Annotated in this window: 24 protein-coding genes, 1 tRNA gene and 1 pseudogene; 12 read left to right on the top strand and 14 right to left on the bottom strand. The window is 70.5% G+C overall.

What is annotated here, in order from left to right; all coding sequences use genetic code 11:
- Window positions 1–3: 3 nt before the first annotated feature.
- From ACVW07_RS14380 to ACVW07_RS14365, 4 genes are all read right to left on the bottom strand, one after another.
- Window positions 4–1,887 (bottom strand): hypothetical protein, encoded by a 1,884-nt coding sequence (locus ACVW07_RS14380; protein ID WP_456819916.1) that lies wholly within the window; start codon window positions 1,885–1,887, stop codon window positions 4–6.
- Entirely contained in the window at window positions 1,887–3,008 is a 1,122-nt protein-coding gene (locus ACVW07_RS14375) for a phosphoribosyltransferase-like protein (protein ID WP_456819915.1), read from the bottom strand. The genes ACVW07_RS14380 and ACVW07_RS14375 overlap by 1 nt, the downstream gene beginning before the upstream one ends.
- A complete protein-coding gene (locus tag ACVW07_RS14370) occupies window positions 3,005–4,921 on the bottom strand; it encodes a hypothetical protein (protein WP_456819914.1) in 1,917 nt (638 codons plus the stop codon). The genes ACVW07_RS14375 and ACVW07_RS14370 overlap by 4 nt, the downstream gene beginning before the upstream one ends.
- 439 nt (window positions 4,922–5,360) lie before the next feature.
- A complete protein-coding gene (locus ACVW07_RS14365; RefSeq protein WP_456819913.1) occupies window positions 5,361–5,807 on the bottom strand; it encodes an NUDIX hydrolase in 447 nt (148 codons plus the stop codon).
- Between the two features lie 59 nt (window positions 5,808–5,866).
- On the opposite strand from ACVW07_RS14365, the gene ACVW07_RS14360 reads away from it, so the two are divergent.
- The 6 genes and pseudogenes from ACVW07_RS14360 (at window position 5,867) to ACVW07_RS14335 (ending at window position 10,473) form a co-directional block, all read left to right on the top strand.
- Window positions 5,867–6,685, top strand: a complete 819-nt coding sequence (locus tag ACVW07_RS14360) for a GntR family transcriptional regulator (RefSeq protein ID WP_456819912.1) — start codon at window positions 5,867–5,869, stop codon at window positions 6,683–6,685.
- A gap of 85 nt (window positions 6,686–6,770) precedes the next feature.
- Entirely contained in the window at window positions 6,771–7,196 is a 426-nt protein-coding gene (locus tag ACVW07_RS14355; protein WP_456819911.1) for a plasmid replication, integration and excision activator, read from the top strand.
- Window positions 7,196–7,582: a hypothetical protein gene (locus tag ACVW07_RS14350; RefSeq protein WP_456819910.1), complete on the top strand. Its 387-nt coding sequence runs from the start codon at window positions 7,196–7,198 to the stop codon at window positions 7,580–7,582. The genes ACVW07_RS14355 and ACVW07_RS14350 overlap by 1 nt, the downstream gene beginning before the upstream one ends.
- A gap of 62 nt (window positions 7,583–7,644) precedes the next feature.
- Window positions 7,645–8,862, top strand: coding sequence for an FtsK/SpoIIIE domain-containing protein (locus ACVW07_RS14345; RefSeq protein ID WP_456819909.1), 1,218 nt, complete (start codon window positions 7,645–7,647; stop codon window positions 8,860–8,862).
- Between the two features lie 48 nt (window positions 8,863–8,910).
- Window positions 8,911–9,255: pseudogene (locus ACVW07_RS14340) on the top strand (tyrosine-type recombinase/integrase); the annotation flags it as partial.
- A 48-nt stretch (window positions 9,256–9,303) separates the two neighbouring features.
- On the top strand, window positions 9,304–10,473 hold the full coding sequence (locus tag ACVW07_RS14335; protein ID WP_456818611.1) for an IS481 family transposase: 1,170 nt from the start codon (window positions 9,304–9,306) through the stop codon (window positions 10,471–10,473).
- Between the two features lie 36 nt (window positions 10,474–10,509).
- Here the strand turns inward: ACVW07_RS14335 and ACVW07_RS14330 are convergent.
- From ACVW07_RS14330 to ACVW07_RS14310, 5 genes are all read right to left on the bottom strand, one after another.
- Window positions 10,510–10,599 (bottom strand) — tRNA-Ser (locus ACVW07_RS14330).
- A 64-nt stretch (window positions 10,600–10,663) separates the two neighbouring features.
- Window positions 10,664–11,794, bottom strand: a complete 1,131-nt coding sequence (locus ACVW07_RS14325; protein WP_456819908.1) for a hypothetical protein — start codon at window positions 11,792–11,794, stop codon at window positions 10,664–10,666.
- Window positions 11,791–12,366, bottom strand: a complete 576-nt coding sequence (locus ACVW07_RS14320) for an ABC transporter ATP-binding protein (protein ID WP_456819907.1) — start codon at window positions 12,364–12,366, stop codon at window positions 11,791–11,793. Before ACVW07_RS14320 ends, ACVW07_RS14325 begins: the two co-directional genes overlap by 4 nt.
- A gap of 41 nt (window positions 12,367–12,407) precedes the next feature.
- Window positions 12,408–13,481, bottom strand: a complete 1,074-nt coding sequence (locus ACVW07_RS14315) for a peptidoglycan-binding domain-containing protein (RefSeq protein ID WP_456819906.1) — start codon at window positions 13,479–13,481, stop codon at window positions 12,408–12,410.
- Complete coding sequence (locus ACVW07_RS14310; protein WP_456819905.1) at window positions 13,469–14,077, bottom strand: hypothetical protein; 609 nt, start codon at window positions 14,075–14,077, stop codon at window positions 13,469–13,471. Before ACVW07_RS14310 ends, ACVW07_RS14315 begins: the two co-directional genes overlap by 13 nt.
- Before the next feature lie 446 nt (window positions 14,078–14,523).
- Between ACVW07_RS14310 and ACVW07_RS14305 the strand changes: the two genes are divergently transcribed.
- Window positions 14,524–15,402, top strand: a complete 879-nt coding sequence (locus ACVW07_RS14305; protein WP_456819904.1) for an NAD-dependent protein deacetylase — start codon at window positions 14,524–14,526, stop codon at window positions 15,400–15,402.
- A gap of 275 nt (window positions 15,403–15,677) precedes the next feature.
- Here the strand turns inward: ACVW07_RS14305 and ACVW07_RS14300 are convergent, their stop codons facing one another.
- Window positions 15,678–16,181 (bottom strand): nucleoside deaminase, encoded by a 504-nt coding sequence (locus ACVW07_RS14300; RefSeq protein ID WP_456819903.1) that lies wholly within the window; start codon window positions 16,179–16,181, stop codon window positions 15,678–15,680.
- A 62-nt stretch (window positions 16,182–16,243) separates the two neighbouring features.
- Here ACVW07_RS14300 and upp point away from each other — a divergent pair, with 62 nt between their 5' ends.
- The 3 genes from upp to ACVW07_RS14285 all read left to right on the top strand — a co-directional run bounded on the left by upp (window position 16,244) and on the right by ACVW07_RS14285 (window position 18,211).
- A complete protein-coding gene (gene upp, locus ACVW07_RS14295; RefSeq protein ID WP_456819902.1) occupies window positions 16,244–16,879 on the top strand; it encodes a uracil phosphoribosyltransferase in 636 nt (211 codons plus the stop codon).
- 295 nt (window positions 16,880–17,174) lie between these two features.
- A complete protein-coding gene (locus ACVW07_RS14290; RefSeq protein WP_456819901.1) occupies window positions 17,175–17,450 on the top strand; it encodes a hypothetical protein in 276 nt (91 codons plus the stop codon).
- Between the two features lie 95 nt (window positions 17,451–17,545).
- The gene (locus tag ACVW07_RS14285; protein ID WP_456819900.1) at window positions 17,546–18,211 is read left to right on the top strand and encodes an NAD(P)H-binding protein; all 666 of its coding nucleotides are present in this window, start codon (window positions 17,546–17,548) and stop codon (window positions 18,209–18,211) included.
- A 58-nt stretch (window positions 18,212–18,269) separates the two neighbouring features.
- Here the strand turns inward: ACVW07_RS14285 and ACVW07_RS14280 are convergent, their stop codons facing one another.
- Window positions 18,270–22,301 (bottom strand): sigma-70 family RNA polymerase sigma factor, encoded by a 4,032-nt coding sequence (locus ACVW07_RS14280; RefSeq protein ID WP_456819899.1) that lies wholly within the window; start codon window positions 22,299–22,301, stop codon window positions 18,270–18,272.
- Window positions 22,302–22,503: 202 nt separating this feature from the next.
- Here ACVW07_RS14280 and ACVW07_RS14275 point away from each other — a divergent pair, with 202 nt between their 5' ends.
- Window positions 22,504–23,268 (top strand): hypothetical protein, encoded by a 765-nt coding sequence (locus ACVW07_RS14275; protein WP_456821087.1) that lies wholly within the window; start codon window positions 22,504–22,506, stop codon window positions 23,266–23,268.
- A 219-nt stretch (window positions 23,269–23,487) separates the two neighbouring features.
- Window positions 23,488–24,258, top strand: coding sequence for a phosphotransferase (locus tag ACVW07_RS14270; RefSeq protein ID WP_456819898.1), 771 nt, complete (start codon window positions 23,488–23,490; stop codon window positions 24,256–24,258).
- A 174-nt stretch (window positions 24,259–24,432) separates the two neighbouring features.
- On the opposite strand, the gene ACVW07_RS14265 is transcribed toward ACVW07_RS14270, so the two are convergent.
- From ACVW07_RS14265 to nrdF, 3 genes are all read right to left on the bottom strand, one after another.
- Window positions 24,433–24,861, bottom strand: coding sequence for a ChaB family protein (locus tag ACVW07_RS14265; RefSeq protein WP_456819897.1), 429 nt, complete (start codon window positions 24,859–24,861; stop codon window positions 24,433–24,435).
- A 5-nt stretch (window positions 24,862–24,866) separates the two neighbouring features.
- Complete coding sequence (locus ACVW07_RS14260) at window positions 24,867–25,175, bottom strand: DUF1540 domain-containing protein (RefSeq protein WP_456819896.1); 309 nt, start codon at window positions 25,173–25,175, stop codon at window positions 24,867–24,869.
- A gap of 359 nt (window positions 25,176–25,534) precedes the next feature.
- Window positions 25,535–26,515, bottom strand: coding sequence for a class 1b ribonucleoside-diphosphate reductase subunit beta (gene nrdF, locus ACVW07_RS14255; RefSeq protein ID WP_456819895.1), 981 nt, complete (start codon window positions 26,513–26,515; stop codon window positions 25,535–25,537).
- Window positions 26,516–26,569 lie beyond the last annotated feature (54 nt).

Raw genomic sequence — 26,569 nt, 5'->3', positions numbered from 1 at the left:
ATTTTAGCGCTCCACCATGGTTAACAAGTCCGCAACTGTGCCTTCGACGGACCCGCCTCGCCGGAACGTCAGCCGAGATTTGAGAAGCGCGTTCCCACCGAGTTCCAGGAGGCACCACTCGCGGTTCTTGGTCTTGTGATGCTGCTGGACGGTGATGGCGTTATATGCGATCGCGAACTGGATGACCTCGGCCAGTAGTCGGTCGCGATGGATCAGACCGTCGTACTGGTGCTGCGGGACGCCAAACGCGATCGCACCGCCGCCCAGGGGCGCGTTTGGCTCGAGGCTGCGTTCGACGCAAAGCGCGCCGATCTGCTCGGTCAGCCGACGGACCGCACCGGCGTGCGGAAAGTCCCACTCGTCGATCGTCTGCGTTGCGCGCGCGTGCAGGATCCGATCCTGCTCACGCGCCGTCAGGCTGGGCGCATGGCCTCGGATCATCTTTGTCTCTATCTGACTGAGCAGGGCCGCCGCCAGATGTAAGAATTGCTCCGCGTTCTGACCGGCAGCATCGCAGACCTTCGTCATGCCGAAGTAGTACGGACGATTGAACTGATGCATCAGGTGGATCCGCGCCCCGTCGATCACCTCTGCGTTGACGCTAAGCGGCACGCTCGGGGTGAGATCAAGCTCGAGAGGGTGGGTATCGAACAAGTCCAACTCCGGCACCTGCGCCTTGGTGCGCAGCCGATACCGCTCCATGGTGATCGCCAGCGCCGCAAGACGCAGATCCGGCTCAATGACCTGGTCGTTTACGAGCTTCTCCAGCTCACGCCGGCGCCGGTCGACGAGTCCGATCCGGTCCTGTAGCGCATCGACACGACCACGCAACTCGGTGAGCTGAGCCGCGGGGAGGCTCACCTCGCGTGTCTGGAGCATCGCTGACAGGTCGTGAGCACCCCGATTTGCGAACGTGTCCCACCGGCGCAGATAGCGCTGGCTCATGTTCATGGCCAGCTCGCGGAACGCTTTGCGTTCAGCACCCCGGTCGGAAGCGCTCTGCATCGGGATTTCGGTGATGTCACGGCCGACTGTAGGACCGGTCTCCTGCAAGACCTGATCCGGTGTGAGGGCATCCAGCCTGGTAATGACCCATCTGCCGATCTTCGGTTCGCGGCGCCCTAGCCACTGCCGCAGCCGAGCGAACTGGTCGCGGTGCAGCGTGTGTGCGTCGTCGAGGATGATCAGCGGCCGCAACTGCAGGTAGGCGCCGTCGAGTCGCACATCGATGCGCTCGATGACGTCGAACGGCTGATACGCGGACACTGCGGCTTCCGGCAGATCGCGAACGGATGGCGGAACGAGCGCCGCGGACACGCTGTACAACGCACGCTCCAGCTCGCGCGCCCGGGTGGCGATGCCATCCGTTTCGGGCCCGCCGATCGCCTCAGCGCCGGCGAAGACTCCCTCTCTCGCGACTACCTTCACATCCTCGAGGTCGGCTCCCGCTGCCTGGAGACTGCGCATCCATCCCAGGACGGCGCGCGCCTGGACGAGTGCCGTCATCAGTCCGAACTTAAGGTCGTCGTCGTAGGGCAGTTGCCAAAACTCGCGGTACTCAGACTCCAGCGGGATGCGATATCCGAGCACGGCGGGCTCGCCAGCGCGTACTGCGCCGCATTGGCGCAGCGCGTCCAGGATGGCGCGGTAACCATCCGAGGAAGGGCTGCGCCGAAGCGCAGTGATCGCGGAGAACTGAAACAATCGGCTCAGCGTGGTCTTGCCACTTCCAGGAGTGCCATAGATGACCACGAGCCGGTCGAGCAGCGTGCCGTTACGCGCGTGGCCGCCGAAGTAAGTCGTCAACGGTTCGGGCGAGACGACGGAAAGGAACGCCTCGTCGTCCCGCAGGTACTCACTCGCCCGCTTCTCGAACGGGTTGACCACTAGATTTGTCCCTTCACATGGCGCTGGCGTCGACGGAACAATGCTCGCATTGCCGCGCCCCCGTTTTGCCCGTCAGTCTCGGCCCAAAGCAGCGCCACGGAGTTGTTCGGGGTATTGTGCTCCAAAACAATTGGCAGGGCGCATCCGCCGTAACCGAGATCGACCTTCTCGGTGCCGCCTTTGATCGTGTGCTCATCTTCGAGATCTCGGTCATAGTACTTTTCCGCAAGTCGAATGAATGGCTCATCTGAAGGCGATTCGACTGACAGCTTCGTCTTTGCGGGCAGTCGCATGCCATAGGTCGAGCGGGGCTTTGACCAACCCTTCCCCTGAATCCAGCCGTCGGCCTCCGTAAGGCTTTCTTCCAAACGACACGTTGCGTCGTGAGACGCGATGTAATGGTGGATCACTAGCTTTGCATCGTCCGAGAATAGGTCGACATGCCGGCTTCCAATGGATTTAAAGAACTTTGAAAGCTTGCCGGTCCACTCATCGGAGTCTTCTTTGGGACGCAAGAAAGTGGTGCCAGTGCCGACAAAGTCGTCGATGAGGTATACGATCTCGAAGCGTGCGTCCGGACCTTCGACCTTGCGCAAGTCGTCGAGGACATCTTGCCACTTGTGCTCGTCGAGTTGCGTGGTCGGTGCGACCTGCTCATTCGTGATCCGACCGACGTTGTGGTGTCGGAACACGTCGATGCGGGCGCCGTCGCTTAGACCAAGGAACAATGTCTTTCGGCGCAACGACGCCACGTCGTCCCGGAACTGTGGGGTGGTCATTGTCTGCCAAGCGGGAATGTCATTTCGGGCCGCGATCTCATTGACGATCGTCGGATGCGCAAACTTTGGGTAGAACTGGTCGATAAGACGGTGCATCTCCCGCGGTCCGATGAAGAGCAGACGATGGCGCACGAACTCATACGCTGCCTGGCGCTCGGCTTTCTCGAACTGCTGAATCCACCGTGCCAGGCTCTCCATAAACCGCATGCCAGCTTCGAAGTCGCGGTAGGTGTCGTACTTTATGCTCGCGATCAATTCGAGCCAGGCGTATTCTCGGTGGGCCTCGTCCTGGTCCCAATCCATGACGTGTCCGAGCAGCCGGAGGGTCACGTCGCGGTTCATCGGAGGCCACCGCTGGTGAAGAAGGCCCGACCGGTATCGTCCACCGTCAAGGCGCGCAGGTACTCCAGCGTCACCGCGGTGCCTCGTTGTCCAGGGGAGCCTAGATTCCAGCAAGAACTCGGGTCGGTTGAGCACTCGTCGGCACTCAACGCGATCGGCACCGACAGCAGCTCGTGGTCGTTGCCGGGCCGTTCACCCCGATCCCCGATCGCGAGAACGTCACCCGTCCCCAGTGAGCGCAGACGGTCGACCACATGCAGCTTCGACGCCTGCGGCGTCACCACATCGATCGAGTGGCTGGAGCGGATGACTCTGAGCTTGGGCACGCGCGAGGCGATGAGCGTGTCGACGATCCGCCAAAGTCGCGTCTCGTCGTAGGCCTGTCTCATCGTTACGGTCAGCTGGTTTGCGCGGGTCTCCGGGTCGGCGATACCTGCAAGATCTGGGTGAGCTCGCAGCAACTGTTCGGCTTCGACGAGGTCCGGATGGCGCGGCGCGTTCGAATCGGGACAGCTGGTGACGGTGAGGTCGCTGATCTCGGAGCCGTTGTAGTACCCGACGAGGACCAGGTGGTGCAGCTCGCGCGGCAGCACCTCTCGCAGGTCCTTGCTAACCGACCCGCCGCGACCGGTCGCGATTCCGACGCGAACACCGCCACGCAAGAGTCGGACAAGTTCCGCGACGATCTCGGGCCGCGGTGGCTGGTAGCGCGCGGACGTGTCGACGAGCGTTCCGTCGTAGTCGAACACCACGCTGGTGAATCTCGACCGAAGCAACGCTCGACGGAACGCCTTGTACGCCTGAGTCCAATTCGGCAGCGTTCCAGCCGTCGCCAGATGCTGGAGCGGCTGGCCGGCCTTCCGTTCGATCGCGGCCGCAACGTGCGCATTGACATGCGGGCGGGTCGCGGTTCCCGGGCGCCCGGGCGCCAGATGGAACAAGCGCCGACCGAACGGGGGCACGCCAGGATCCCCGGGGTCGATGCCACGTGCCTGACCCGCCCATCTCGTTAGGTGGAAGGCTGCGAGCAAGGACAGCAGCGCCGCTCGGCCACCGCTGCCCGGCAAGGACAGCTTCACGACAGGGACCGAACTCGGCAGCAGCCGCAATGTCCGGTCGGCGATGTCGGCATCAGCGTCGGCAACCAGCGCGAGGACCGCTGTCGTGTCGGGATGCTTGGCGATCCAATGGTGACGTCCGTGCGCGAAGTTGCGATAGTCCGCTACCTGCACCTGCCCGAGCGCCGCTTCCGTGAACTTGGATTCCAGATCCACGGCGCCCACTGCGGAGTCCGCGCCGTGGAGCACAATCAGGGTTCCTGCATCCCAGAGCGTGGCGCTGTCTTGGCGCCATTGCCCTACGAGCGCGGACTCAACATCCGCGGCCTGCATCAGCAGACCGCGTACCCCGGAGCTGCTGAGCGCGTCGGTCGCACCATCAGTCGTATAGGCGCGGGTCAGGAGGGTCACGGCCCCAAGCAATGAGTTGGTCGCCAGGAACCCGTCCTTGCCTGCAGGCCCGCTGTAGGTGAGCACGTCAGCGTAGGGATGCTGCGCGAGTAGGTTGCCGACCTTGCTGTTCTCGCGGCCGACGAGCGCTGCCATCTGGCGGTGCTCGCGAGTCACGACAGCCTTGATGGCGTTGACGATGTCGACGTTGTTGCCGCTCGCGCTAAGCAGCCAAACGGCATTTGCACGTTGCAGTGGGGTACTCGCTGCCTCGTAGGGCGTCAGCACCGCCGCCAGGTGCCCGGTGCGCGAACGGTGCAGGTAAGCCAGGGCGTGTGCCGTGGAAAGGGATCCGCCGGAGCCGATAGCGGCCAGCGGACCCGTACTCGCCCGGCCGACAGCGGCGGCGAGCGGAGCCAGCTCAGCGTCGAGCGCCCATGACAAGGTGTCCGCGAGAAGCGCCATCTCCTGTCGGTACGGCCTAGCCATCTCGTGTCCGTCCCCCTAGCCTTTCGGCGAGTTGCGCGACCTGGCGGTTCGCACGCTAGTCCCTGCCGGGTGTCGTCGTGTACAGCGACGCTCGCCCTTGCTGACGATGTCGGTAATTACACGCAGCAGCTCAAGTCGTCCGGCGATTGAGCCGCCGACGGATCGATGTAGGGTCTCACCGCGCAAGGATGAGGACCCTGGCGGGCACCGAGGAAGTATCCGGACGAGCTTCGGCGACATCCCAGCATCCGAGCGCGAAGCTAGCTACTGCCGTCGAAACCCGGTAGCTGAGACGGTCAACTCAGCACAACCGAACCTGCACTGAACCCGGGCGGTTCAAAGTGCGGTCGCGAGGTCGAGGTTCAAGTTCGCGCACAGCGGTCGGCGCCACGCCTGGCGTAAGAGCCAGTCTCTATCAGGTGAACGTGATCGCACCGTCAGGAAGAATGTCCACGCCGTCATGGGCTCGGACGTGCACATCCTTACCCAGGGCGTCAAGCACCCGAGCAGAGTACGCCGGTGTCATGAGGCGAGGGACGTCGTCGATGTCGTGCCAAGCGACAGTGGTCGCTTCGTCGGTCTGCGATAGCGGGTCGGACACTAGTCGGCAGCGGAACACGAGGGCGACAATTCCCTGGCGCATGTTCTTGTAGACGCCGGTGAGTCGCTCGACCTCGACTCTGGCACCGGTCTCCTCTTCAACCTCGCGGCGGACTGCGTCTTCGATTGTCTCGCCGAGCTCGAGCACGCCCCCGGGTGGTTCCCATCGGCCGTTGTCGCGGCGGTGGATCAGCAGGACGCGCTTGCCGCTGGCGTCGAACACGATCCCCGCTGCGCTGACTGAGTGCTGGGGCGTTGGCATCTGTGGTCCACCTCCCGTCTGTGCCAGTGTAGGAACTACACACGTCTACAGGAGTCTGAGTGAGCAGCCAAGAGAGTCGGGCGACGCGCCTGCACGTCGTAGGTTCCTCCGGCACGGCCCTCGACAAGGACTCCGACCGCCCGCTGTTCAAGCAGATCGCCGATTCGCTGCGTGCTCAGATCATCGCGGGACAGCTCGGGCCCGGCGACAAGGTGCCCTCAGAGACGCAACTGATGGAGTCGTACCAGGTTGCGCGCATGACCGTGCGCCAGGCGCTTGCGCTCCTGAAAGCCGAAGGGCTGCTGGTCGCTGAGCATGGCCGCGGCGTGTTCGTCCGCGCGCGGCCCGTCGTCCGGCGCGTTGCGTCGGACCGATTCGCACGCCGCCAGCGCGAGGCCGGCCAAGCGGCGTTCATCGCGGAGGCGCAGGGAGTGGGTGCTCCGAGCGTCGACGAGCTCGAAGTGGGGTACGAGACTGCGCTCCCCCATGTCCGCGAGGCTCTGACTCTCGGACCGCGCGCCAAAGTGCTCGCCCGGCGCCGGCGGTACCTGCTCGACGGTGAACCCGTTGAACTGGCGCAGACCTTCGTGCCGGCTGACCTGGCCAAGGGGACCGCGATCGAGGAACGCCACACCGGTCCCGGCGGCGTGTACGCGCGGCTCGAGGAGAACGGGCACCACCTCGCAGAATTCACCGAGGAGGTTGCCGCGCGGATGCCGACGCCGGAGGAGCGGCAACGTCTCCGGCTTCCTGACGGCACGCCTGTGCTCACCGTCCGGCGAATAGCCTTCCGCAAGGACGGGGTACCCGTGGAGACCACGGACACCGTGAAGGCCGCTCCGGCTTACGTCCTGGAGTACCGGTTCCCCGCTAAGTGATCCCCAACCCTTGCCACTCCTCTAGATGAGTGGTTCTCTGGAGTCGAGCAGAGAACTGCTCTAGTCGAGTGAAGGAGTTGGGATCATGGCCATTGCCAAGCGTTTCGGGATCGCCCACGAGACGGTGTTCCCCAACGGGGCCTACCTGCGCGGGCTGGTGGAGCCAGTGACGGACTTCCAGGCCGAGCAGCGTCCGGACGGGTCGCGGCCCCAGCAGCACGACAAGGAGACCGGCCTGCGGCTCTGGCAGTGCACGGTCATCGACGGCGACAACGAGGCCGGCCGACGGGAGATCGGCGTGACCGTGAAGTTCGCCGCGGAGGTCCAGCCGGTGCCGCCGAAGAACACTTCGCCGCTTCCGTGGACGCCGGTGGAGTTCGTCGGATTGACGGCGCTGCCGTACGTCGACGACTCGGGCAAGCGGCCCCGGATCGCGTGGTCGTTCCGCGCGCAGGGCTTCGCCACGCCTGGCCAGCAGGTCAAGCTCGGGGAGCCGAAGGCGGCGGCGTGATGTCCGAGCTGGCCGCTGCTGGACGGACCGAGAGCACGTCGGTCGAGGTAGGGCCGGCGATCCTCGAGCTGCTGACCATGGCCTCCGACGTGGTGGCGATGGTCGACGGTCACGTGCGATCGACCGACGTCGGGCACGGGATCGTGTCGGTGCACGTCACCTGCCAGGCAGCCGCGGAGTACCTGGCGTGGCGGCTCGCGCTCGACCACGTCACTACCTACGAGGCGACCAGGACCTGCCACGGGTTCGCGGTCTGGAGCGGCGGGAGCTGGCCCGAGGCGGAGTTCAAGGTGTTCTGCCGGGGCGACCTCGTGCCGCCGCTGCGAACGTTCCCGTCCCTCGAGCTCCAGGCAGGTGCGGTGACAATCGCTGGCCGGGCTGCGTGATGGCTGGCTTCCGGGTCGCCTGGCTCGTGCTGAGGCGGTTGTGCCGAGCGTGCCGGCGCTTCGTGTCCTGGACCGTCCAGTCATGGCGCGCGGTGCTCGTCTGCCTCGTGATCGGCAACGTGCTGGTGATCGCCGATCACGAGGCGGCGGGGCTCGTCGCCTTCTGGCTGGTCCCGGCGTGGAGCCTCATCCGGGCGGTCTGGGAGGCCGTGAGCCCGCTGACGTACGAGGCGGTGCTCGGTGGCCCGCTCCGTCGGCGTGCGTGGCGGCGTCGGGTCCGGAAGGGATGGGATCGGGTTGCTGAGCGGTGCGGTCTGGCGTCGCGCCGGACCATCGAGGAGCCTCCGACGATCTCCCGACTGCTGAAGGTGCAGACGAGCGGGAACACGCTGACGCTGCGGGTTCGTGCCGCTGTCGGTCAGACCGTGGACGACGTGGATGGCGCGGTCCAGGCTATCGCCACGGCGTTCGGGACGGAGTCTGCGGACTCACGTCGGGTAGGGCCCGGCGTCGTGGAGATGGTCCTGGCGATGCGCGAGCTGCTGCACGAGCCAACGACCGCGCCGGTTCCCTCCGAGCTCGAGACGGAGGCCGTGACTCTCGGCCGGCGCTCGGACGGCTCACCGTGGCGGCTCGAGCTGAACGGCCTCCACACGCTCGTGGTCAGTCGGTCGGGCGCCGGCAAGGGGTCGATCCTCTGGGGCATCGCCGGGAACCTCGCGCCGGCCGCACACGCGGGCCTGGTGAGGCTGTGGGGCATCGACCTCAAGGGAGGTGTCGAGGTGGCGGTCGGTGCCGGCATGTTCTCGTCGGTCGCGATGGACGAGCAGACAGCGCTGCGGCTGCTGCACTCCTTGCATCAGGTGATCGTCGAGCGGCAGACGGTCATGCGCGGTCTGTCGCGCCAGTTCACGCCGTCCCAGGGCGATCCAGTGCACCTGCTCCTGATCGACGAGCTCGCTGTCCTGACCGCGTACGCCTCGCGGGACGTCGTGAACGAGGCGAGCTCCCTGCTCAAGCGGATCCTCACGCAGGGGCGCGCACTGGGCGTGATGGTCGTGGCGTTCGTGCAGGACCCGCGAAAGGAGACCGTGGGCATGCGCGAGTTGTTCACCCAGACGATCGCGCTGCGGCTGGCGTCGTCCTCCGAGACACGGATGGTGCTGGGCGACGGCTACGGCGACCTGGCCCCGGCTCATCGGATCGACCGGACGATGCCGGGCGCCGGCTATGTCGTGAGGGACGACGGCGCCGTCGAGCGGGTCCGTGCCGACTTCTGACCTGGTCTTCCCGACGACGAGGCCACGCCGCGCGCTCCGAGTCATGTCCGCGACCACCTCAAGCAGGCGCTTGAGGACGTCGACCTCGATGTCACACCCCACGACTTCCGCCGCACCGTAGCGACCCAGGTAGCGCGTGCCACCACCCTCGCGAACGCGACGACCCTCCTCGGGCACGCCGACGAGACGACGACGGCACGGCACTACGTGCAGCGAATCAGCGTCGCTCCGAACCTACGCGTCGTCATCGACCAGCTGGTGTCGCAGGCGTCCCAGAGCACATCGGGGGTGAAGAGGGAGTGGCCCCAACGACGAAGGACCCCACTTCCGCATGATCGTGCGGGTGGGGCCCTTCGACTGGCGGTAGCGGTGGTGTGCTGTTTCAGGACATAGGCAACGGATGTCTCAGGACATAGGAAACGTCGACCGGGATGCTCGGGCATGTCGCGTGCCCAGTTGGTCATCACCGCTGTCGTGCTCGAGGGCCGTCCGCAGGCCGAGGTCGCCCGGGCCTACGGGGTCTCACCGAGCTGGGTCTCGCGCCTCGTGGCCCGCTACCGCCAGGACGGGGAAGCCGCGTTCGAAGCCCGCTCCCGGCGCCCGCGGACCAGCCCGACCCGCACCCCGGACGCGACCCTCGCGCTGATCGTCCACCTGCGCGCCAAGCTGACCGCCGACGGCCTGGACGCCGGCCCGCACACCATCGCCTGGCACCTGACCCACCAGCACGACCTGACCGTGGCCCCCGCCACGATCTGGCGGCACCTCAAGGCCGCCGGCCTGGTCGAACCGACCCCGTCCAAACGCCCCCGCTCGTCCTACGTCCGCTTCGAGGCCGACCTGCCCAACCAGCTCTGGCAGAGCGACTTCACCCACGTGCGCCTCGCCGACGGCACCGACACCGAGGTCCTGACCTTCCTCGACGACCACTCCCGGCTCGTGCTGGCCTGCACCGCTCACCACCGGGTCGGCGGCCACGACGTCGTGACCACGTTCCGCGCCGCGATCAGCGAGCACGGCGTCCCGGCCGCCGTGCTGTCCGACAACGGGATGGTCTTCACCACCCGCCTGGCCGGCGGCCGCGGCGGACGCAACGCCTTCGAGTCAGAGCTGGCCCGCCTCGGCATCGAGCAACGCAACTCCCGACCCAACCACCCCACCACCTGCGGCAAGGTCGAACGCGTCCAGCAGACCCTCAAGAAGTGGCTCACCGGACGACCCCGAGCCGCCGACCTGAACCAGCTGCAGACCCTGCTCGACACCTGGCGCGAGCACTACAACAACGCCCGTCCACACAGCTCTCTGCACGGACGCACACCCACCGCCGCCTACACCGCCAAAGCCAAGGCGCACCCCGTCGGCGGCGCCGGGACCCACCAGCGCGTCCGCCACGACCGCATCGACGACAACGGCAAGCTCACCTTGCGGATCGCCGGCCGGCTGCACCACATCGGCATCGGACGAACCCACGCCCGAACCCCCGTGATCATGCTCATCGCCGACCTCCAGGTCCGCATCGTGCACGCCATCACCGGCGAGCTCCTGCGCGAGCTCACCATCGACCCCACCCGCGACTACCAGCCCCAGAAACAACAAGACCCCGAACCCTGAGGGTTCGGGGTCTTGCTGATGTCTTGCAACATCACATGGCGGTAGCGGTGGGATTTGAACCCACGGTGGACTTTCACCCACACACGCTTTCGAGGCGTGCTCCTTAGGCCGCTCGGACACGCTACCTCGCGGAGAAGAGTACCCGGTCGGAGGGGGTGCTCCGCCACTCGGGCCTGCGGTGTGGCCGCAGTCAACGGTCCTTGAGCGCCGCCAGAGTGGGCGGACGCCAGAGCCCTACCAGCACGACGGCGAAGAGCGCCACGGTCAGGGCAAGCAACCCTCCACGCAGCACGATGTCCACGCCGACGCCCAACGGCAGGTCGACGAACGATGCGGCCACGCTGAGGGCCAGGGCAGCTCCCCAGAGTGTGCCGAGCGTGACGACGCCGGCGCCCTCGGTCCACCGGATCAGCACCCCAGCGCTGTACGGCACTCCGACGGACGCGTACAGGGCGGAGCGCCCCCGACGTGTCCAGGCCACGACCGCCCAGAGCAGCCCGACGACGAGCCCTGCCGCCGCGGACGCCCAGCGCGTCGCGCGGCCGTCCCAGGCGGCGCGCGGGTCCTGCGCGAACGCGCCCGCCGGAAGTCGGTCGGACACGTTGACCGCGGCGTTGCCGGTCTCGCCGAGGACGGCCGGGAGGGTGTCCCGCAGCACCTTGCCGTACTGCGGCTCGATCCGCACGAAACACTGGTCGATGTCACCCGCCGGCTGTCGCACGAGCAGGACACCGGTCGACGCGCCTTCGGAGAGGAGCCCGAGGTCGCGGACGGCGGCGACGGTGAGGACGCCGTGCGGCACCCCGGGGGCGTCCGCGAGCTGGAGATGGGACCCGGGCGCCCACTGCCATCGATCGGCGATGACGGTGGACACGACGACCTCGTCCGTGCCGAGGTCGGGGAGGCCGAGCAGGTCGACGATCCCCGCGGTGGCCTGGACGACGGTCTGCGCGCTGTCGGGCCGGCCGGTCAGCGCACCGGCGGCCGGCGTGATGCTGACGCCCGCTGCGGCGACAACCCCCTGCACACCTGACAGCATGTCGCACCGGGCTGCGTCCAACGGCCGGTCGGTCGTGGGCTGGGCGACGAGCAGATCGCCGCCCGCGTGGAGATAGGCGCGCTCGGCGGCCAGGACGTGACCGGCGGCCGTGACGTCGGCGAGCAGCGCCCCGCCGACGACGAGCGTGGCGATCGCCACGAGTGCCGCGCTTGACCAGGCGCCGTCGCGGAGGTTCGCGAAGCCCTCGCCGAGGGATGCACGTGCCCGCCACCGGCTGCCGACGGACGTCGTCGTGGCAGCACGGGTCACGGTGGCGGTCATGCGGCGACCACGACGCCGTCCTGGATCTGCACGGTCCGTGTGCAGCGGGCGGCCACCGCGGGGTCGTGCGTGACGATGACGACCGCGGCTCCGCCGGCGGAGGTGAACAGCGCGTCGAGGACGACGTCCGACGTCGAGTGGTCGAGCTGGCCCGTGGGCTCGTCGGCGAGGACGAACGGCCTTCGCGTCGCGAGGGCACGGGCGATGACGACGCGCTGGACCTCACCGCCGGAGAGCAGCCGGACGGGGTCGGCCAGCCGATCGCCGAGACCGACGAGGGCCAGGCGTTCGGCGGCCTCAGCCTCGGCCTGCCGCCGTGTCACGCCGCGGACGAGCGCCCCGATCGCGACGTTGTCGAGCGCAGTGCGCTCGGGGAGCACGTTGACGGTCTGCAGCACCCACGCCGAGACGTCACGCAGCGATGCGTCGGCGCCGTCCACGCGTGCGGACCCACCAGTTGGGGACACGAGGCCACCGAGCACGGAGAGCAACGTGGACTTGCCCGACCCGGATGGCCCGAGGATCGCGATGGTCTCGCTCTGCTCGACGGTCAGCCGCGCGCCGTCGAGCACACACCGGGTTGTGTGCGGGTAGCGAACCACGACGTCGTCAGCTACGAGCCGCACGGTGTTCCCAGCGCGACACGGCCCGGGTTGGCCAGCACATGGTCGAGCGCGAGGTCGGCGGGCAGCTGCACACTGCCGACTCCGCCTCCGACGGGCGCCACGACGACCGGGGAGGCGTCCGGTGACGCGTAGAGGCACAAAGTGCCGTCCGGGCCCTGCACCAGTGCCGACGCGGGGACCACAGCCACGGGCAGCGCTGCAGCGGCCCGCACCTGAGCCGTCCCGTCCATGGCCGGGGCGAGCGCAGCCCTCACCGCCTCGACCGCAGCCGGGTCCGACACCGCACCCGATCCTGGCGCGTACGCCACCGCGGCGGACCCGACGACGAGCTTGGCCTGCTCCCCGAACTCCCCGACCGTCCGGATGCCTCCCTGCGGCTCGGTCACTGCGATCACGTCGTGCCGCGCGGGGCCGCGCAGCACAGGGGAGCCGGGCGAGACCGCCGCCCCCTCCGGCGCGAGCACTTCCGCGACGGTGAGCGCCTGAGGACCGACCCAGACGACGGTCGCGGGATCGAACGACCCGACGCCCTTGCCCAGACCGGCGGCCACGTTGAACTTCTCGACCGCCACCCGCACCGCCGTCGAGAACACCCCGTCGAGCTTCCCGCGGTAGTAGCCGGTCGTCGTGAGGAACTCCTGCAGCCGGACGACGTCGGGGCCCTTGTCACCGGCGGCCAGAGACCGCCACGGGGGTGCCGTCGCCACCATGGCGCGCAGCGGCCGGTCGTCCACGCGTAGCACCTCGACCCCGTTGTCGAGCACGGTCCTGGGGACAGCCGCGACGGTCACGGTACCGCTCGCCCCGACCCCGACGTCTCGCCCGGGCGCGTCCCCCACCTTCACGGCGACGCTCGTCTCCGCGCGTACGTCCTGACGCGTCACCGGCGCCACGACCGCGTCGACCGGTGCCGCTGCGCGGGTCGGGTTGTCCGCATCCGCGACGACCCACCACGCGCCGAGCACCAGCACCGGTACGACGAAGAGCACTCCGAGTACCAGCCACGGGGCGGTCGACCCGCTGTCGGAACCGTCACGCACCCCTGGGCTCAACCGTTCCACGTCATGTACCCCGACTCCGTCACGCAGTCGATCGCGGGATGGCCCACGGAGTACGTGCTTGCGGTAACCAGCAGGTCGTCCATCGACGCGTCTGCGGTGAAGTCCACGCCGTTGCGTCGCAGGCACTCCTCCAGCGCGGGGCGCGTGGCGGCGTCACGGCGCTCGTCCCAGTCCGCCTGGCCCGGCTGCAAGGTCTGCCACGCCTGGTCCACGAGGACGGCGTACTTCTGATAGCACCCGTCGGCCGCTCCGTTGCTGTCGAGCTCGTAGGTGTACATCAGGCGTGTCGTGCCGTTGACGACCGACGTCCCCTCGACGTTCACGTCGATGCCGGCGTCACGCATGCAGTCCAGTGCCCGGTTGATGGCGCCCTCGTACTCCTCGTAGTCGACAGCCCCGTCCGCGAGGGCCTGCTGCTGGCTCGCGTCGTACTTCCCGGTGTCCTGCGCGTCGTCGCTCAGCGCACCGGCCCGGGCCTCCCGCGAGTCCTGCGTGGCGGACGCAGCCGATGGCGCGGTCGCACTGCATCCTGACATCGCGACGGCGCCGACCACGCCTATCACGAGCGCCAGCGTGAGCCTGGTCGTCGGTCTCATGGGTCCTCCTGTCCTCATCACAACCCCACGGCGTGGCGCGCCAGGCGCGCCACGCCGTCCTCGGTCAGCTGATACGAGGGCGGCTCCGCCGCTGTACCGGACAAGATGGTCAACCGTTCGCGGCTCCGGTCAGGTCACCGTCGAAGCAGCCCTGAGGCCAGGCGTCCGAGTCACCGGAGCATCCGGCGAGCACCGCCATGGCAGCCATCACCCCGCAGAGATAGGCAAGGCCTCGGGCCCGGTCGAGCCCGATCCGGGGGACGGTCCGCGCCGCCTCCGCGCGCTCGCGGGGAGACCGAAGTCGGCGCCGGCCGGCAACGATCCTCCCGATGTTCGCAGGTCAGAGGACCCTATCGGCGCGCACGGCGCACGTGCTGGCGTTTCCACAGGGCCGCGGCACCGAGTTCCGACGGCCCGACCCGCCGCACCGCAACTACCGTGAGGAGATGAGCACCGCCGACGCCCGCCCCCTGACCGCAGGCTCCCTGGGAGACGTGCTCGACGTCCTCCACGGCCACCGCCTTGCGGTCCTCACGGGCGCGGGCGTCTCGACGGACTCGGGCATCCCCGACTACCGCGGCCCGGACTCCCCGCCGCGCACCCCGATGACGTTCCAGCAGTTCACGGGCGACCAGGGCTTCCGCCGGCACTACTGGGCCCGCAACCACGTCGGTTGGCGGCACGTGCACCGCACCCTGCCGAACGCGGGCCACCGGGCGCTCGCCGACATGGAGCACCGCGGCGTGGTGCACGGCGTGATCACGCAGAACGTGGACCTCCTGCACGAGGCGGCCGGCTCGAAGCACGTCATCGACCTGCACGGACGGTACGACCGCGTGGTCTGCCTGAGCTGCAAGGCGGTCATCTCCCGCGGCGAGCTCGCGGCACGGCTGGACCAGCTCAACCCGCACTTCGTCGACGACGTGGTCGCCGACGTCGAGATCGCCCCGGACGCGGACGCCGTGATCGAGCGGACCAGCCACTTCGTCATAGCGGACTGCGCCGTGTGCGGGGGCATGCTCAAGCCGGACATCGTCTACTTCGGCGAGAACGTGCCCAAGGAGCGGGTGGAGCGGGCGTACGCGCTGGTCGACGAGGGCGACGCGCTGCTCGTCGCCGGGTCGTCGCTCACCGTGCAGTCGGGGCTGCGGTTCGTCCGGCACGCGGCACAGACGGGCAAGCCGGTGGTCGTCGTGAACCGGGGGGCGACGCGTGGGGACAAGTACGCGACGGTCACCCTCGACGCGGGCACGTCCGAGACGCTCACCGAGCTGTCCGAGTCCTTGCCCACGCCGCGGCCCCGCTCCGCAGGCCCCACCCCGTAGACCCCGCTCCGCAGGCCCCACCCCGTAGACCCCGCTCCGCAGGCCCCACCCCGTAGACCCCGCTCCGCAGGCCCCACCCCCTAGACCCCGCTCCGCAGGCCCCACCCCCTAGACCCCGCTCCGCAGGCCCGACCCGTAGACCCGCTCCGTAGGCCTCGCTCCGTAGGCCCCGCCCCGCAGGCCCACCCCGTAGGTCCCGCGCCGTCGGCGGACAGGGACGCCGGACCCGCAGTCCTCACCCCGCGGGCCGGACGCGTACACCCGGTTACCAGGACTCAGAACGTCCCGTCCCGCTGCGCGTCGAAGAACGCCCGCAGCAGCCATCCCGCCTCGTCGGCCCGCACGCCGCCCACCACCTCCACCTGGTGGTTGAGCCGCCGGTCGCGGACCACGTCGAACTGCGACCCGCACGCCCCTGCCTTCGGGTCCCACGCGCCGAGCACGAGCCGAGGGACGCGCGCAAGGACGGTCGCCCCGGCGCACATGAGGCACGGCTCGAGCGTCACGACGAGCGTGCAGTCGTCGAGCCGCCACCGGCCGAGCCGGTCCGCTGCGGTCCGCAGCGCGACGATCTCCGCGTGCCCGGTGGGGTCCGCAGCGGCCTCCCGGACGTTGTGCCCGCGCCCGACGACCGTCCCGTCCGACCCGAGCACGACCGCGCCGACCGGCACGTCTCCGGCGAGCGACGCCTTCCGCGCCTCGTCGAGCGCGAGCCCCATCGCCCACCCGTCCTGCTCCAGCACGACCCGTCGTGGCTCGCCGTCCGTCATGCGCGCCATGATCCCCCACGCACTCCAGATGGGAAGGGGGGCGGCGAGCCGAGCACCGATAGGTTGTGGCCATGCGCCTGCATGTCGCGGACCACCCGCTGGTCGCCCACAAGCTCACGGTCCTGCGGGACAAGAACACCCCGTCCCCCACGTTCCGGCTCCTCGTCGACGAGCTCGTGACGCTTCTCGCGTACGAGGCGACGCGGGAGGTGCACACCCGCACGGTCGACATCGAGACGCCCGTGACCGCCGCGCAGGGCGTCAAGCTGGCGTACCCCCGCCCCATCGTCGTGCCCATCCTGCGCGCGGGCCTCGGGATGCTGGACGGCATGACGCGGCTGCTGCCCACGGCCGAGGTCGGCTTCCTCGGCATGCAGCGCGACGAGACGACGCTGGAAGCCATCACCTACGCCAACCGGCTCCCCGAGGACCTGTCCGGCCGGCAGTGCTTCCTCCTCGACCCGATGCTCGCCACCGGCGGGACATTGGTCGCCGCCATCGACTACCTGCTGGTGCGGGGGGCCCGCGACGTCACCGCGGTGTGCCTCCTGGCCGCTCCGGAGGGGCTGAAGGTGGTCGAGGAGTTCGTGGGCGACCGTGCGGACGTCTCCGTCGTCGTCGCCGCGGTCGACGAGCGCCTCAACGACAAGGCGTACATCGTCCCGGGCCTGGGAGACGCGGGCGACCGCCTGTACGGCATCGTCTGACGGCCACACTGCCTGACGGGCCGCACTGCCTGACGGACCACAGCACCCGAAGGACGGCCGAGGGCGCACGCCTCCGGATCCGGTCCACGCCGTGAGACCTTCACGAATCTCCTTGGCGACCCGTCGCGTGCGTGCCACGATGCCCGCGTGACTCCCCCCGCATGCACGACGAGCGCCCGATGGCTGCTCGTCGCCGTATGCGCGCGCTATGCGTGTCATCGGTCCTGACCGCACCCGGACCGATTCCACCCCCACGGCACCACCGCCGTCCGCAGCGCCTTCCCCGGAGACCACCATGACCGTTCCTGCCGAGCTGACCGCACCGAACCACGAACCCGCCGCCCGCGCCGGCCTGGTCCTGCACGTGAGCCTGCCCCCCGAGGGCGGTCCGCACCCGTCGAGCGCCCAGCTCGCCGAGGTCGCGGACCTGCTCCGCGAGATCGCGGAGGACCTGCTCCCGGGCGCGCAGACGTCGACGGCGCTGTCGTTCGTGCCCGGCGGCTCGGGCGACGTCCGACGCGTGGGCGAGCGCCTGACCCACCTGCGCCTCCTCGACCCGCCCTGCGACTGACCCGTCGCGCGACTGACTCGTCCTGCGACTGATCCGTCCTGCGACTGACCCGCCCCGGGTCGCCGCGCGGGAGCGTCCTGCCTACCGTGGACGACATGCGGATCGCGATCGCGGGCGGGCACGGCAAGGTGGCCCGACTCCTGTCGCGCGCCCTGAGCGACCGGGGAGACGTGCCGGTGGCACTCGTGCGCCGGCTGGAGCACGTCGAGGACGTCGAGGCGGACGGTGCGGAGCCGGTGGTCCTCGACCTCGAGCGCGCCAACGCCCGGGACGTCGCCGAGGCGGTCTCCGGTGCCGACGCGGTGGTGTTCGCCGCGGGTGCCGGCCCGGGCAGCGGGGCCGAGCGCAAGGACACCGTGGACCGCGCAGCGGCGGGACTGCTCGCGGACGGTGCGGCGCAGGCGGGGGTGCGGCGCTACGTGCTGATCTCGTCGATGGGTGCCGACGCGGAACCGCCGGACGGGACGGACGGGGTGTTCGCCGCGTACCTGCGGGCCAAGGCGGCGAGCGAGGCCGACGTCCGCGCACGTGACCTGGACTGGACGGTCGTGCGGCCGGGCCGGCTGACGGACGACGAACCGACGGGGACCGTCCGCCTGGACTCGACGGTGCCGCACGGCGCCGTGCCGCGCGGGGACGTGGCGGCGGTGCTGGCGACGGTCCTGCACCAGCCGGACACGGCGGGACTCGTCCTCGAGCTGACGTCGGGCGTCGTGCCGGTCGAGGCGGCCGTCGCGGCCGTGCTCGAGCCGGCCGACTGACCCGTGAGGCCGTCGCGGCGGTGCTCGACCCGGCCGACCGACCCGTCGGGACGACGCGTCAGCGCTGCGGGCTGGTCCGCAGCGTGATCACGCCGATGAGGTACTGGTCCCCCGTGGTCCGCGCCTGCAGGGTGCTCACGTCCTGACCGAGGACGGCCGGGAGGAACCCCTTGGCGTCGGTGCCGAGCGAGCTCGCGGCCCGCCACCCCGTCGCGGTCGAGTCGAACGCGTTCTCGGCCACGCCCCCGCCGGCCGGGCCAGTGCCGCCCCATCGCTGCGGCACGAGTGCCGTGCCGTCGAGCTCCAGGCGGTCGCCGACGTTCGTCCGGTCCCCCTCCCAGCCGACCACGCCGACGCGCGCGGACGTCCCGGCCTCGGCGGCGAACTGGAACGCCGGCGGCTCGGCGGACGTGCCGATCCAGGCGCCGCCGTCGTACACCGTGACGGAAGCGTCCGAGCCGGGGTCGGCGTACACGACCACGAGCGCCCAGCCCGCGTAGTATGTGCGGTCCGCATCTCGCCGGGACGCGCTCACGGCGACGTCCGCGACGGACCACGCACCGGACCCGCCGGCGGCGACCTGCGCCGTGACGTCGGCGAACGACTGGTAGTACTGCCGCCCGGCGTTGTCCTTGGGCGTCGCGACGAGTGCACCCTGCACGTCGACGTAGGAGCCCGACGGGCCACGGAGCCGGGCCGTCTCCCGTGCGCTGCTCCACGTGTCGTACGGACCGATGTTCGCCGACCAGTACAGGCCCGCGAACGCGATCTCGCGGCCGGCCGGGACGGTGAGCTGCGTGGTCGACGACACGGCGACGGCCGGGTTCGGCGGGACGAGTCCGTACGGGCGGGCCTCGTCGAGCGGCACCATGTCGAGGTTGTTGTTGTCGCGGTCACCCTTGTCCAGCGCCGACCTGCACGCCGGGTCGGTGACCTTGCAGGTGAGCAGCGGCGCGCCGACCTCGGTGACGGCCCAGCCGCCGTCGAACCGCACGCGCGGGCTCAGGCCGCCGGACGACGTGACGACCTCGGTGCTCGCGGCCACCGGGTCGCTGCCCGCCGCCCGTGCCTCCACGGTCACGGCGCCGCGTGCGCTGCCCGCCGCGAGGACGTCGACGAGCGCCTGGACGGAGCCGCCCGCCTCGACACGACCGAGGTCGCACCGGAGCGTGCGGGCGGTGAGCACCGCGCACGCGGACGTGTCGGGGCCCCCGACGGGCGGCGTGGCGGTGAGCTGAGGGGGGAGGGTCACGGTCGCGACGACGTCCGCCGCGTCGGCCGCACCCGCGCCCCCGTCGACGAACACCGAGAACGACACGGTCCCGGGCGCGTCGTCCACGACGTGCACCTCGGGGTCGTCGGCGGCGAGGTGCAGCACGGGTCGCGTCCCCGTCAGGACGACGGCGTGCGGGCCCACGACGTCGGCGTCGTCGGCACCGACGGCGGCCGAGAGCGCACCGAGGTCGTCCACCGACCCGGGGACCGCCCCGAGCGGGACCGTCAGGTCACGGGACTCTCCGGGAACGAGCGGGCCGGTCGCGCAGTCCACGGAGGTCTGGCCCCGGGTTCCGGAGCACGTCCACCCAGCCGTCACGTCGCCGGGCTCCCAGGTCACGGTGTCAGGCCGGAGGAGTGTGACGTGCACGCCGGTCGCGTCCAGGTCCCCGTCGTTCGCGACGGTGAGGGCCACGGTGGTCGCCGTGCCGAGCGCGACCGCGGCTCCCGCGTCGCCCGTCACGGTCAGGCGGGCCGGCCGCACCACCGAGAACGGCACCACGAACGACTCCACCGGACGGGTGCCGCTGGGGGCGAGCGTGACCGCGAGCTCACGGGTGACGACCTGCTCCGGAGCCGCGGCACCCAGGGCGAGGGAGAGCGGTGCGGGCGCGCGGGCGGCCAGCGTCGACATCTCGCAGCGCACGGTGGTGGCCACGGTCGCGACCGACGTCGGCTCGGCGCGGAGCAGGCCGCGCGCAGGCTCCGCCGCGGCACAGGTCCAGGGCGCCGACCCCGCGGCGACCTGCCACGTGACGCCGTACGGCACCTGGATGGTCGCGCTCGCCGGCGTGTCACCGACCGCCGAGCCGCCCGCGTTGGCGAGCGGCAGGGTGAGCACCCGGTCCCGGCCCGACACGAGGGTCAGCTGCGGCGCGGCGGCCGCCAGGGTCAGCCGGGCGGCCGACGGGCTGATCCTGACCGGGATCGGTGGGGCGACGTAGTCGATGCCGCCGCCCGTGAGGTGCAGGCCGATCTGGCCGTCGATCGCGTCGAAGGACTCGTCGATCGACACCGACAGCACGAGCTGCGTCGCGGTCTTGGGAGCGAGCGACGGCAGGGTGCACCGTGCGAGGCCCGTGTCCGCACCGTCGGTGCAGATCCAGCCCACGGCCGAGACCGGCGCGAACCGGCCCGTCGTGAGGTTCTCGATCGCCGCGGGCATGGCCGCGTCCACCGTGACGCCCTGGGGCAGCGTCACCTCGGCGAGGAGGTTCGCGACGGCCGTCCCACCGGTGTTGCGCACGGCCAGCGCGAGCTGCTGCCCGGTGACCCCCGCGGCCAGCACGAGGCCGCCGTCGGGGACGTCCACCGCGACCTGCGCCGGTCCTGGCTCCGGGTCGACCGGGGGGGCCGTCGGCTCGACCGGGGGCGTCGTCGGCTCCACCGGCGGGGTGGTCGGCTCCACCGGCGGGGTCGTCTCCGGGCTCGTCCGCGGCTCGACGGCGCCGTCGTCGTCCTCGTCGTCCGCCGTCGCCGACAGGCTGCCCTTCGTGCTCTTCGACGTCACGCCGTCGGTGTCGTCCTCCGACGGCAGGGTCGGGAGGTCGGTGGGTGACGGGCCGGTGGCCGTGGCGGAGCTCCGGGTCGGCGTCGGCGTGGGCGTCGCCGGCGCGCTCGAGGACGCGCTGGACGTGGGGCCGGGGTTCGCTGCCGGGTCGTCGCCGCTGGTGAGCGCCAGGATGCCGGCCGTCGCGGCCACCGCGACGGCGACCGCTCCGGCGGCGATCGCCGCGGTCGCGAGCGGGATGGATCCCAGGAACCCGGCGACGCCACCGGCCGCCGCCGCGCCCGCACCGGCGGCACCCGCACCGACGGCCGCCGTCGTACCGGTCGCGGCAGCACCCGCCCCTGCCGCCGCACCGGCCTCACCGGCCGTCGCCGCCGCGACACCACCCGCGGCACCACCCGCCGTCCCGCCCGCGGCACCGGCGGACGTGCCCGCCGAGGTGCCCGCCGCGTGGCCGGCGCCCAGGGCAGCCGCCCCGGCCGCGAGGCCGCCGCCCACGGGAAGCAGGGTGGCGAGCGCACCGACGCCGGCGAGCCCGAGCACGAGCGGGGCGATCACGGCACGCATGCCGTGGTTGACGTCGCTGAGCTCCAGCACCAGCGCCCGGCACTCGCCGCAGCTCTCGAGGTGCTTCTCGACCTGCGTGGTCTCCCGCGTGCCCAGGCCCCCGCGCACGTAGGAGCCCAGCTTGCCCGCGACCACGCGGCAGCCCTCGTCCATCGGGTCCTGCAGATGCTGCTGGAGGTACCCCTGCCGCAGACCCTCCCGCGCCCGGTACGCGAGCGCCGCGACGCCGTTCGCGGTCAGCCCGAGCATCGGGGCGATCTCCGCAGGGCTCAGGCCCTCCACCTCGGTGTGCCACAGCACCGCCTGCCAGCGTTCGGGCAGCGAGTGGAACGCGCGCGCGACGACCCCGCGCTCGAACCCGTCGAGGGCGGGGTCCTCCGCGGTGCCGGCGAGCGCCGTGCCGGCCTCGAGCGTGGCGAGGTCGTCGGTGGGCTCGACGCGGCGGGCCGAGGTCCGCCGTGCCGCGGCGACGCGGCGGACGACGGTGAACAGGTAGGCGCGGAAGGCCGCGTCGGGCCCGTTGCCACGCTGCAGCGCGTTGAGGACGGCGGTGAACGAGTCGGCGACCACGTCGTCGGCGTCGGCCGACGAGTCCGTGTACTGGCGGGCGACCACCAGGGCAGCCCCGGCGTGCCGCTCGTACAGGGCGCTGAACGCCGAGGAGTCCCCTGCCCGCACGGCCGCGAGGAGCTCGGCGTCTGCGACGACGCCGCTCTCGAGGTCTGCGCTGGAACTCACACCCGCTCCTGTCAGCGGCCCGTCGACCCGGCCAGAATCATCCGTCACTGTTCGGGTGAATCAGCATGAAACGCCCCGTGCACACTAACCGACAACTTTCGCAACGAAACCGTTGCCCGTGCAACCGATCGGGTGAACGCGGGTGAAAAATCGTCGACCCGCGTCACACCTGCGCATCTGCGCTCTCTCATCCGGCGTGACGATGAACATCGGCCTCGACTCCGCCGTGCCAACGGCACTCCGCGACCGCTGGCGCGACGAGAGCGTCGCGTCGGTCTGGCTGCGCCCCGCGGACTGGTACCACCCGGCCGTCGACGCGCTCGCGCTCGCGCTCCTCACGGACCAGGACGCCACCGCTGCCGCGGAGCAGCTCGGCCGGGCTCGGGGGCACGACGGCGTGGGCGTCGGCGAGACGATCGACGACCTCACCTGCCTCTACCGCACCACCGGGCGGTCCCAGCCGCCGCGCGCAGTCCTGCGCGCGCTCTGCGAGGGCTGGGCCGACGCCCAGGCTGGTGCCGTCGCGTTCGGCACCAGCCTCGACCCGGAGTCCGGCCTGCCGACCCGGCAGTACCTGGCCGTCCGCCTCGCCGAGGTGTACCGCGACGCCGAGACCCGTCAGGACGAGCACCTGGGCCACCACCTCCTGCTCGTCGACGTCGCGAACGGGTACGTCGACCCGTTCGCGCGGGCCGCCCGGTCCGCCGCCGTCGGCGCCGCGATGACCAGCACCTTCGGTCACGGCCACCCGATGGCGACCCTCGGCGGCGGGGTGTTCGCCGTGCTGTCGCGCCCCGAGGACGACCTCGGCGCCCACCTGGACGACCTCCACGCGGAGATCGGCCGCAGGGTGGCGACGCTCGACGTCGGGCACGCCACCCGACGTCCCGTGCGTGTGTGGGTGGAGCTGCTGCCGTCCACGCACGAGCAGGCCGTGGAGACGCTCACGCGCGTCGCGCGGTCCTGACGGGCGCGTCCGGCCGCCCATCAGGTCAAGCGTCCGTGTGTCTCTGTTCATGGACACCCCTGTCCCAGGTCAGGGACCGATCGGTACGGGACGGGGGACACATCGGGTCAAACCGTCTACCGTCGTTCTATGACCCCTGCGGAACTGGCTCCGAGCGACCCCGCGAGGCACCCCTCGCCGACCGGAGGGACGGCGCCCGCAGGAGCCGATGCTCCCGACGTGCCGACCCAGACGGAGCACGCCCCGCACACCACCCCGACCGGCGGCGTCGCCGCAGACCAGCCCGGTCCCCTGCTCGCCTCCGGCACCGCAGCCGACGTGTTCGCGCTCGACGACGCGACCGTGCTTCGTCGCTACCGGTCCGGGCGTGACGCCGCCCCGGAGGCCGAGCTCCTCCGGCACGTCGTCGCCCACGGCTTCCCCGCTCCCGCCGTGCTCGGCGTGGACGGTGCGGACCTGCTGCTCGAACGGCTCCACGGCCCCACCCTGCTCCAGGCGCTCGCCGCGGAGGAGGTGTCGCTGGCCGACGGCGCCGCCATCCTCGCGGACCTGCACGGGCACCTCCACACGATCCCCGCCCCGGAGGGCTGGGCCGAGCGCGTCCACGTGCCGTGGCCCCGGGTTCCCGCAGGACCGACGGTGGTCCACCTGGACCTGCACCCCGGGAACGTGATCCTCTCGGACACCCGCGGGCCCACCGTCGTCGACTGGTCCAACGCCCGCACGGGGACGGCCGAGCTGGACGTCGCGCTCACCGCGCTGATCCTCGCCGAGGTCGTGGTCGACGCCGGCGGCATCTACTCCCAGGCCGCGCGCGTGCTGCTCGTCGACTTCCTCGCCGCCACCGACGTCGACCCCACCAGCGCGGTCTCCGACGCCGCCGGCGTGCGCGCGCTCGACCCCTCGCTCGTACCCGGCGAACGCGACCTCGTGCCCGACGCCGCCGTGCTCGTGGGGCAGCTCATCGAGATCGCCCGCCACCCGGCCTGACCTCGGCTCGTTCGACGCTCGCCGGGCGCTTGCTCGGCGTCCACTCGGCCGCGGCGCCCACTCGGCTCACTGGGCCGCGGCGCCCACTCGGCTCACTCGGCCGCGGCGCCCACTCGGCTCACTGGGCCGCGGCGCCCACTCGGCTCACACTGGGCTGCGGCGCTCGGTCGGCGCTCACTCGGCCGCGAGCGCCTGCCGGCTGCGGCGGTCGTTCTCCTTCTGGATGGCCTCGACGAGCTGGTCCTTCGACATCCGGCTGCGGCCACGGACGTCGAGCTCGCGGGCGACGTCGAGCAGGTGCGCCTTGCTCGCGTTCGCGTCCACCCCGCCCGCCGTCGGCGCGTCCGTGCCCAGTCCGCCCTCGGCGCGCGCGTCGGACGGCCCGTACTCGGCCTTGGGTCGCCAGCTGTCGCCGACCTTCTCGTGCGTGTGCTTGAGCGCGGCGAACGCGACACGGGCGGCCCGCTCCGCGTCCCCGTACTGGTCCATCGCCGCGTCGTAGGCGTGGGCGAACGTGACCTGCGCCTTCTCGTCCGACCGGCGCAGGGTGCTCGGGAGCTCGGACTGCTTCGGGGCGCCCGACCGGGCCGTCTTGGGCGTCATGGCCCTCAGTGCGGCTCGGGCGCGAACGTCAGGCAGTCGGCGATGTCGTGGCCCGCGCCGACCCGGACCGACGCCGCCGTGCACTCCAGGTGCGAGTTGTGCGTGCAGTCCTGCCGCTGGCAGGCGCCGACGTGCGTGATGACCTTGTCGAGGCCGCCCTTCACGCCGAGCGGGATGAAGGTGGCGCACTGCGCGTCGCCACCTGCCACCCCTCCGATGGTCACGGCGGCGGCGTGGCAGTGCGAGTGGTCGTTGTACGAGCAGCCCGCGACCGAACACTCGGACACGGTGGGCAGCTCCATCAGCTCCGTCATGACGACCTCCGGGATGGCATGGGCACACAGGCACGTGCTGCGACGTTCCCTCCCGACGGTAGACCCGGCGAACGGCCCGTGCCTACCCGTGCGGCGCGTGAAAGCGCAGGTCAGAGGGCACATGAGGTGAGGCAACCCTCACCTGGCAGCCACCCCGCCGACGCCTGCGAGACGTCGTCGCAGGTCACCGGCCGACCCGCGGGTCACATCTGCGGATCTCCTGCACGGCTAGCCCGCCGCGCCGGCGGATCTGCTGGCCGGCCCGCCGCCGGTGTCGTCGCTCCGCCTGCGACGACCGGACGACCGAACGGCCGACCCCTGCAGGGATCGGCCGTTCGCTGCTCGTGGTCGAGCGCCGGTCAGAAGTCCCAGTCGGCGTCCTCGGTGTTGACGGCCTTGCCGATGACGTAGGACGAGCCCGACCCCGAGAAGAAGTCGTGGTTCTCGTCGGCGTTGGGCGACAGGGCGGACAGGATCGCCGGGTTGACGTCCGTCTCGTCGCGCGGGAACAGCGCCTCGTAGCCGAGGTTCATCAGGGCCTTGTTGGCGTTGTAGCGCAGGAACTTCTTGACGTCCTCGGTGAGCCCGACCCCGTCGTAGAGGTCCTGGGTGTACTCCACCTCGTTGTCGTACAGCTCGAAGAGCAGCTCGAACGTGTAGTCCTTGAGCTCGGCGCGCTCCTCGGGCGAGAGCTTCTCGAGGCCCTTCTGGTACTTGTAGCCGATGTAGTACCCGTGCACGGCCTCGTCGCGGATGATCAGGCGGATCAGGTCGGCCGTGTTCGTCAGCTTGGCGCGGCTCGACCAGTACATGGGCAGGTAGAAGCCCGAGTAGAAGAGGAACGACTCGAGCAGCGTGCTCGCGACCTTCCGCTTCAGCGGCGAGTCGCCCTTGTAGTAGTCCATGACGATCTCGGCCTTGCGCTGGAGGTTGGGGTTCTCCTCCGACCAGCGGAACGCCTCGTCGATCTCCTTGGTGGAGCACAGCGTCGAGAAGATCGAGCTGTACGACTTGGCGTGCACCGACTCCATGAACGCGATGTTCGTGTAGACGGCCTCCTCGTGCGGCGTGATCGCGTCCGGGATGAGGCTGACGGCGCCCACCGTGCCCTGGATCGTGTCGAGCAGCGTCAGGCCGGTGAAGACGCGCATGGTGAGCGTCTTCTCCTGCTCGGTGAGGGTCGCCCACGACTGGATGTCGTTGGAGACCGGCACCTTCTCCGGCAGCCAGAAGTTGCCGACGAGACGGTCCCAGACGTCGGCGTCCTTGTCGTCCTCGAGCCGGTTCCAGTTGATCGCCGACACACGGTCGATCAGCTTCAGCTTCCCCGTGGGGGTCATCTGCCTTGTCCTTCGTCTTTCGTGAGCATGAGTGGGGCGAGACGATCAGTTGCC

The sequence above is a fragment of the Cellulomonas sp. URHB0016 genome, from assembly GCF_054057935.1.
Note: the sequence above shows the minus strand (reverse complement) of the source record. Positions and strands in the feature narration are given on the sequence as shown.

What these genes read in the sequence shown, in the direction of transcription:
- ACVW07_RS14375 (WP_456819915.1), bottom strand. Translation starts at nt 3,008, where the DNA reads ATGAACCGCGACGTGACCCTCCGGCTGCTCGGACACGTCATGGATTGG.
- ACVW07_RS14265 (WP_456819897.1), bottom strand. Translation starts at nt 24,861, where the DNA reads ATGACGCCCAAGACGGCCCGGTCGGGCGCCCCGAAGCAGTCCGAGCTC.
- nrdF (WP_456819895.1), bottom strand. Translation starts at nt 26,515, where the DNA reads ATGACCCCCACGGGGAAGCTGAAGCTGATCGACCGTGTGTCGGCGATC.
- ACVW07_RS14260 (WP_456819896.1), bottom strand. Translation starts at nt 25,175, where the DNA reads ATGACGGAGCTGATGGAGCTGCCCACCGTGTCCGAGTGTTCGGTCGCG.
- ACVW07_RS14365 (WP_456819913.1), bottom strand. Translation starts at nt 5,807, where the DNA reads ATGCCAACGCCCCAGCACTCAGTCAGCGCAGCGGGGATCGTGTTCGAC.
- upp (WP_456819902.1), top strand. Translation starts at nt 16,244, where the DNA reads ATGCGCCTGCATGTCGCGGACCACCCGCTGGTCGCCCACAAGCTCACG.
- ACVW07_RS14335 (WP_456818611.1), top strand. Translation starts at nt 9,304, where the DNA reads ATGTCGCGTGCCCAGTTGGTCATCACCGCTGTCGTGCTCGAGGGCCGT.
- ACVW07_RS14355 (WP_456819911.1), top strand. Translation starts at nt 6,771, where the DNA reads ATGGCCATTGCCAAGCGTTTCGGGATCGCCCACGAGACGGTGTTCCCC.
- ACVW07_RS14350 (WP_456819910.1), top strand. Translation starts at nt 7,196, where the DNA reads ATGTCCGAGCTGGCCGCTGCTGGACGGACCGAGAGCACGTCGGTCGAG.
- ACVW07_RS14285 (WP_456819900.1), top strand. Translation starts at nt 17,546, where the DNA reads ATGCGGATCGCGATCGCGGGCGGGCACGGCAAGGTGGCCCGACTCCTG.
- ACVW07_RS14305 (WP_456819904.1), top strand. Translation starts at nt 14,524, where the DNA reads ATGAGCACCGCCGACGCCCGCCCCCTGACCGCAGGCTCCCTGGGAGAC.
- ACVW07_RS14325 (WP_456819908.1), bottom strand. Translation starts at nt 11,794, where the DNA reads ATGACCGCCACCGTGACCCGTGCTGCCACGACGACGTCCGTCGGCAGC.
- ACVW07_RS14310 (WP_456819905.1), bottom strand. Translation starts at nt 14,077, where the DNA reads ATGAGACCGACGACCAGGCTCACGCTGGCGCTCGTGATAGGCGTGGTC.
- ACVW07_RS14275 (WP_456821087.1), top strand. Translation starts at nt 22,504, where the DNA reads ATGAACATCGGCCTCGACTCCGCCGTGCCAACGGCACTCCGCGACCGC.
- ACVW07_RS14290 (WP_456819901.1), top strand. Translation starts at nt 17,175, where the DNA reads ATGACCGTTCCTGCCGAGCTGACCGCACCGAACCACGAACCCGCCGCC.
- ACVW07_RS14370 (WP_456819914.1), bottom strand. Translation starts at nt 4,921, where the DNA reads ATGGCGCTTCTCGCGGACACCTTGTCATGGGCGCTCGACGCTGAGCTG.
- ACVW07_RS14300 (WP_456819903.1), bottom strand. Translation starts at nt 16,181, where the DNA reads ATGGCGCGCATGACGGACGGCGAGCCACGACGGGTCGTGCTGGAGCAG.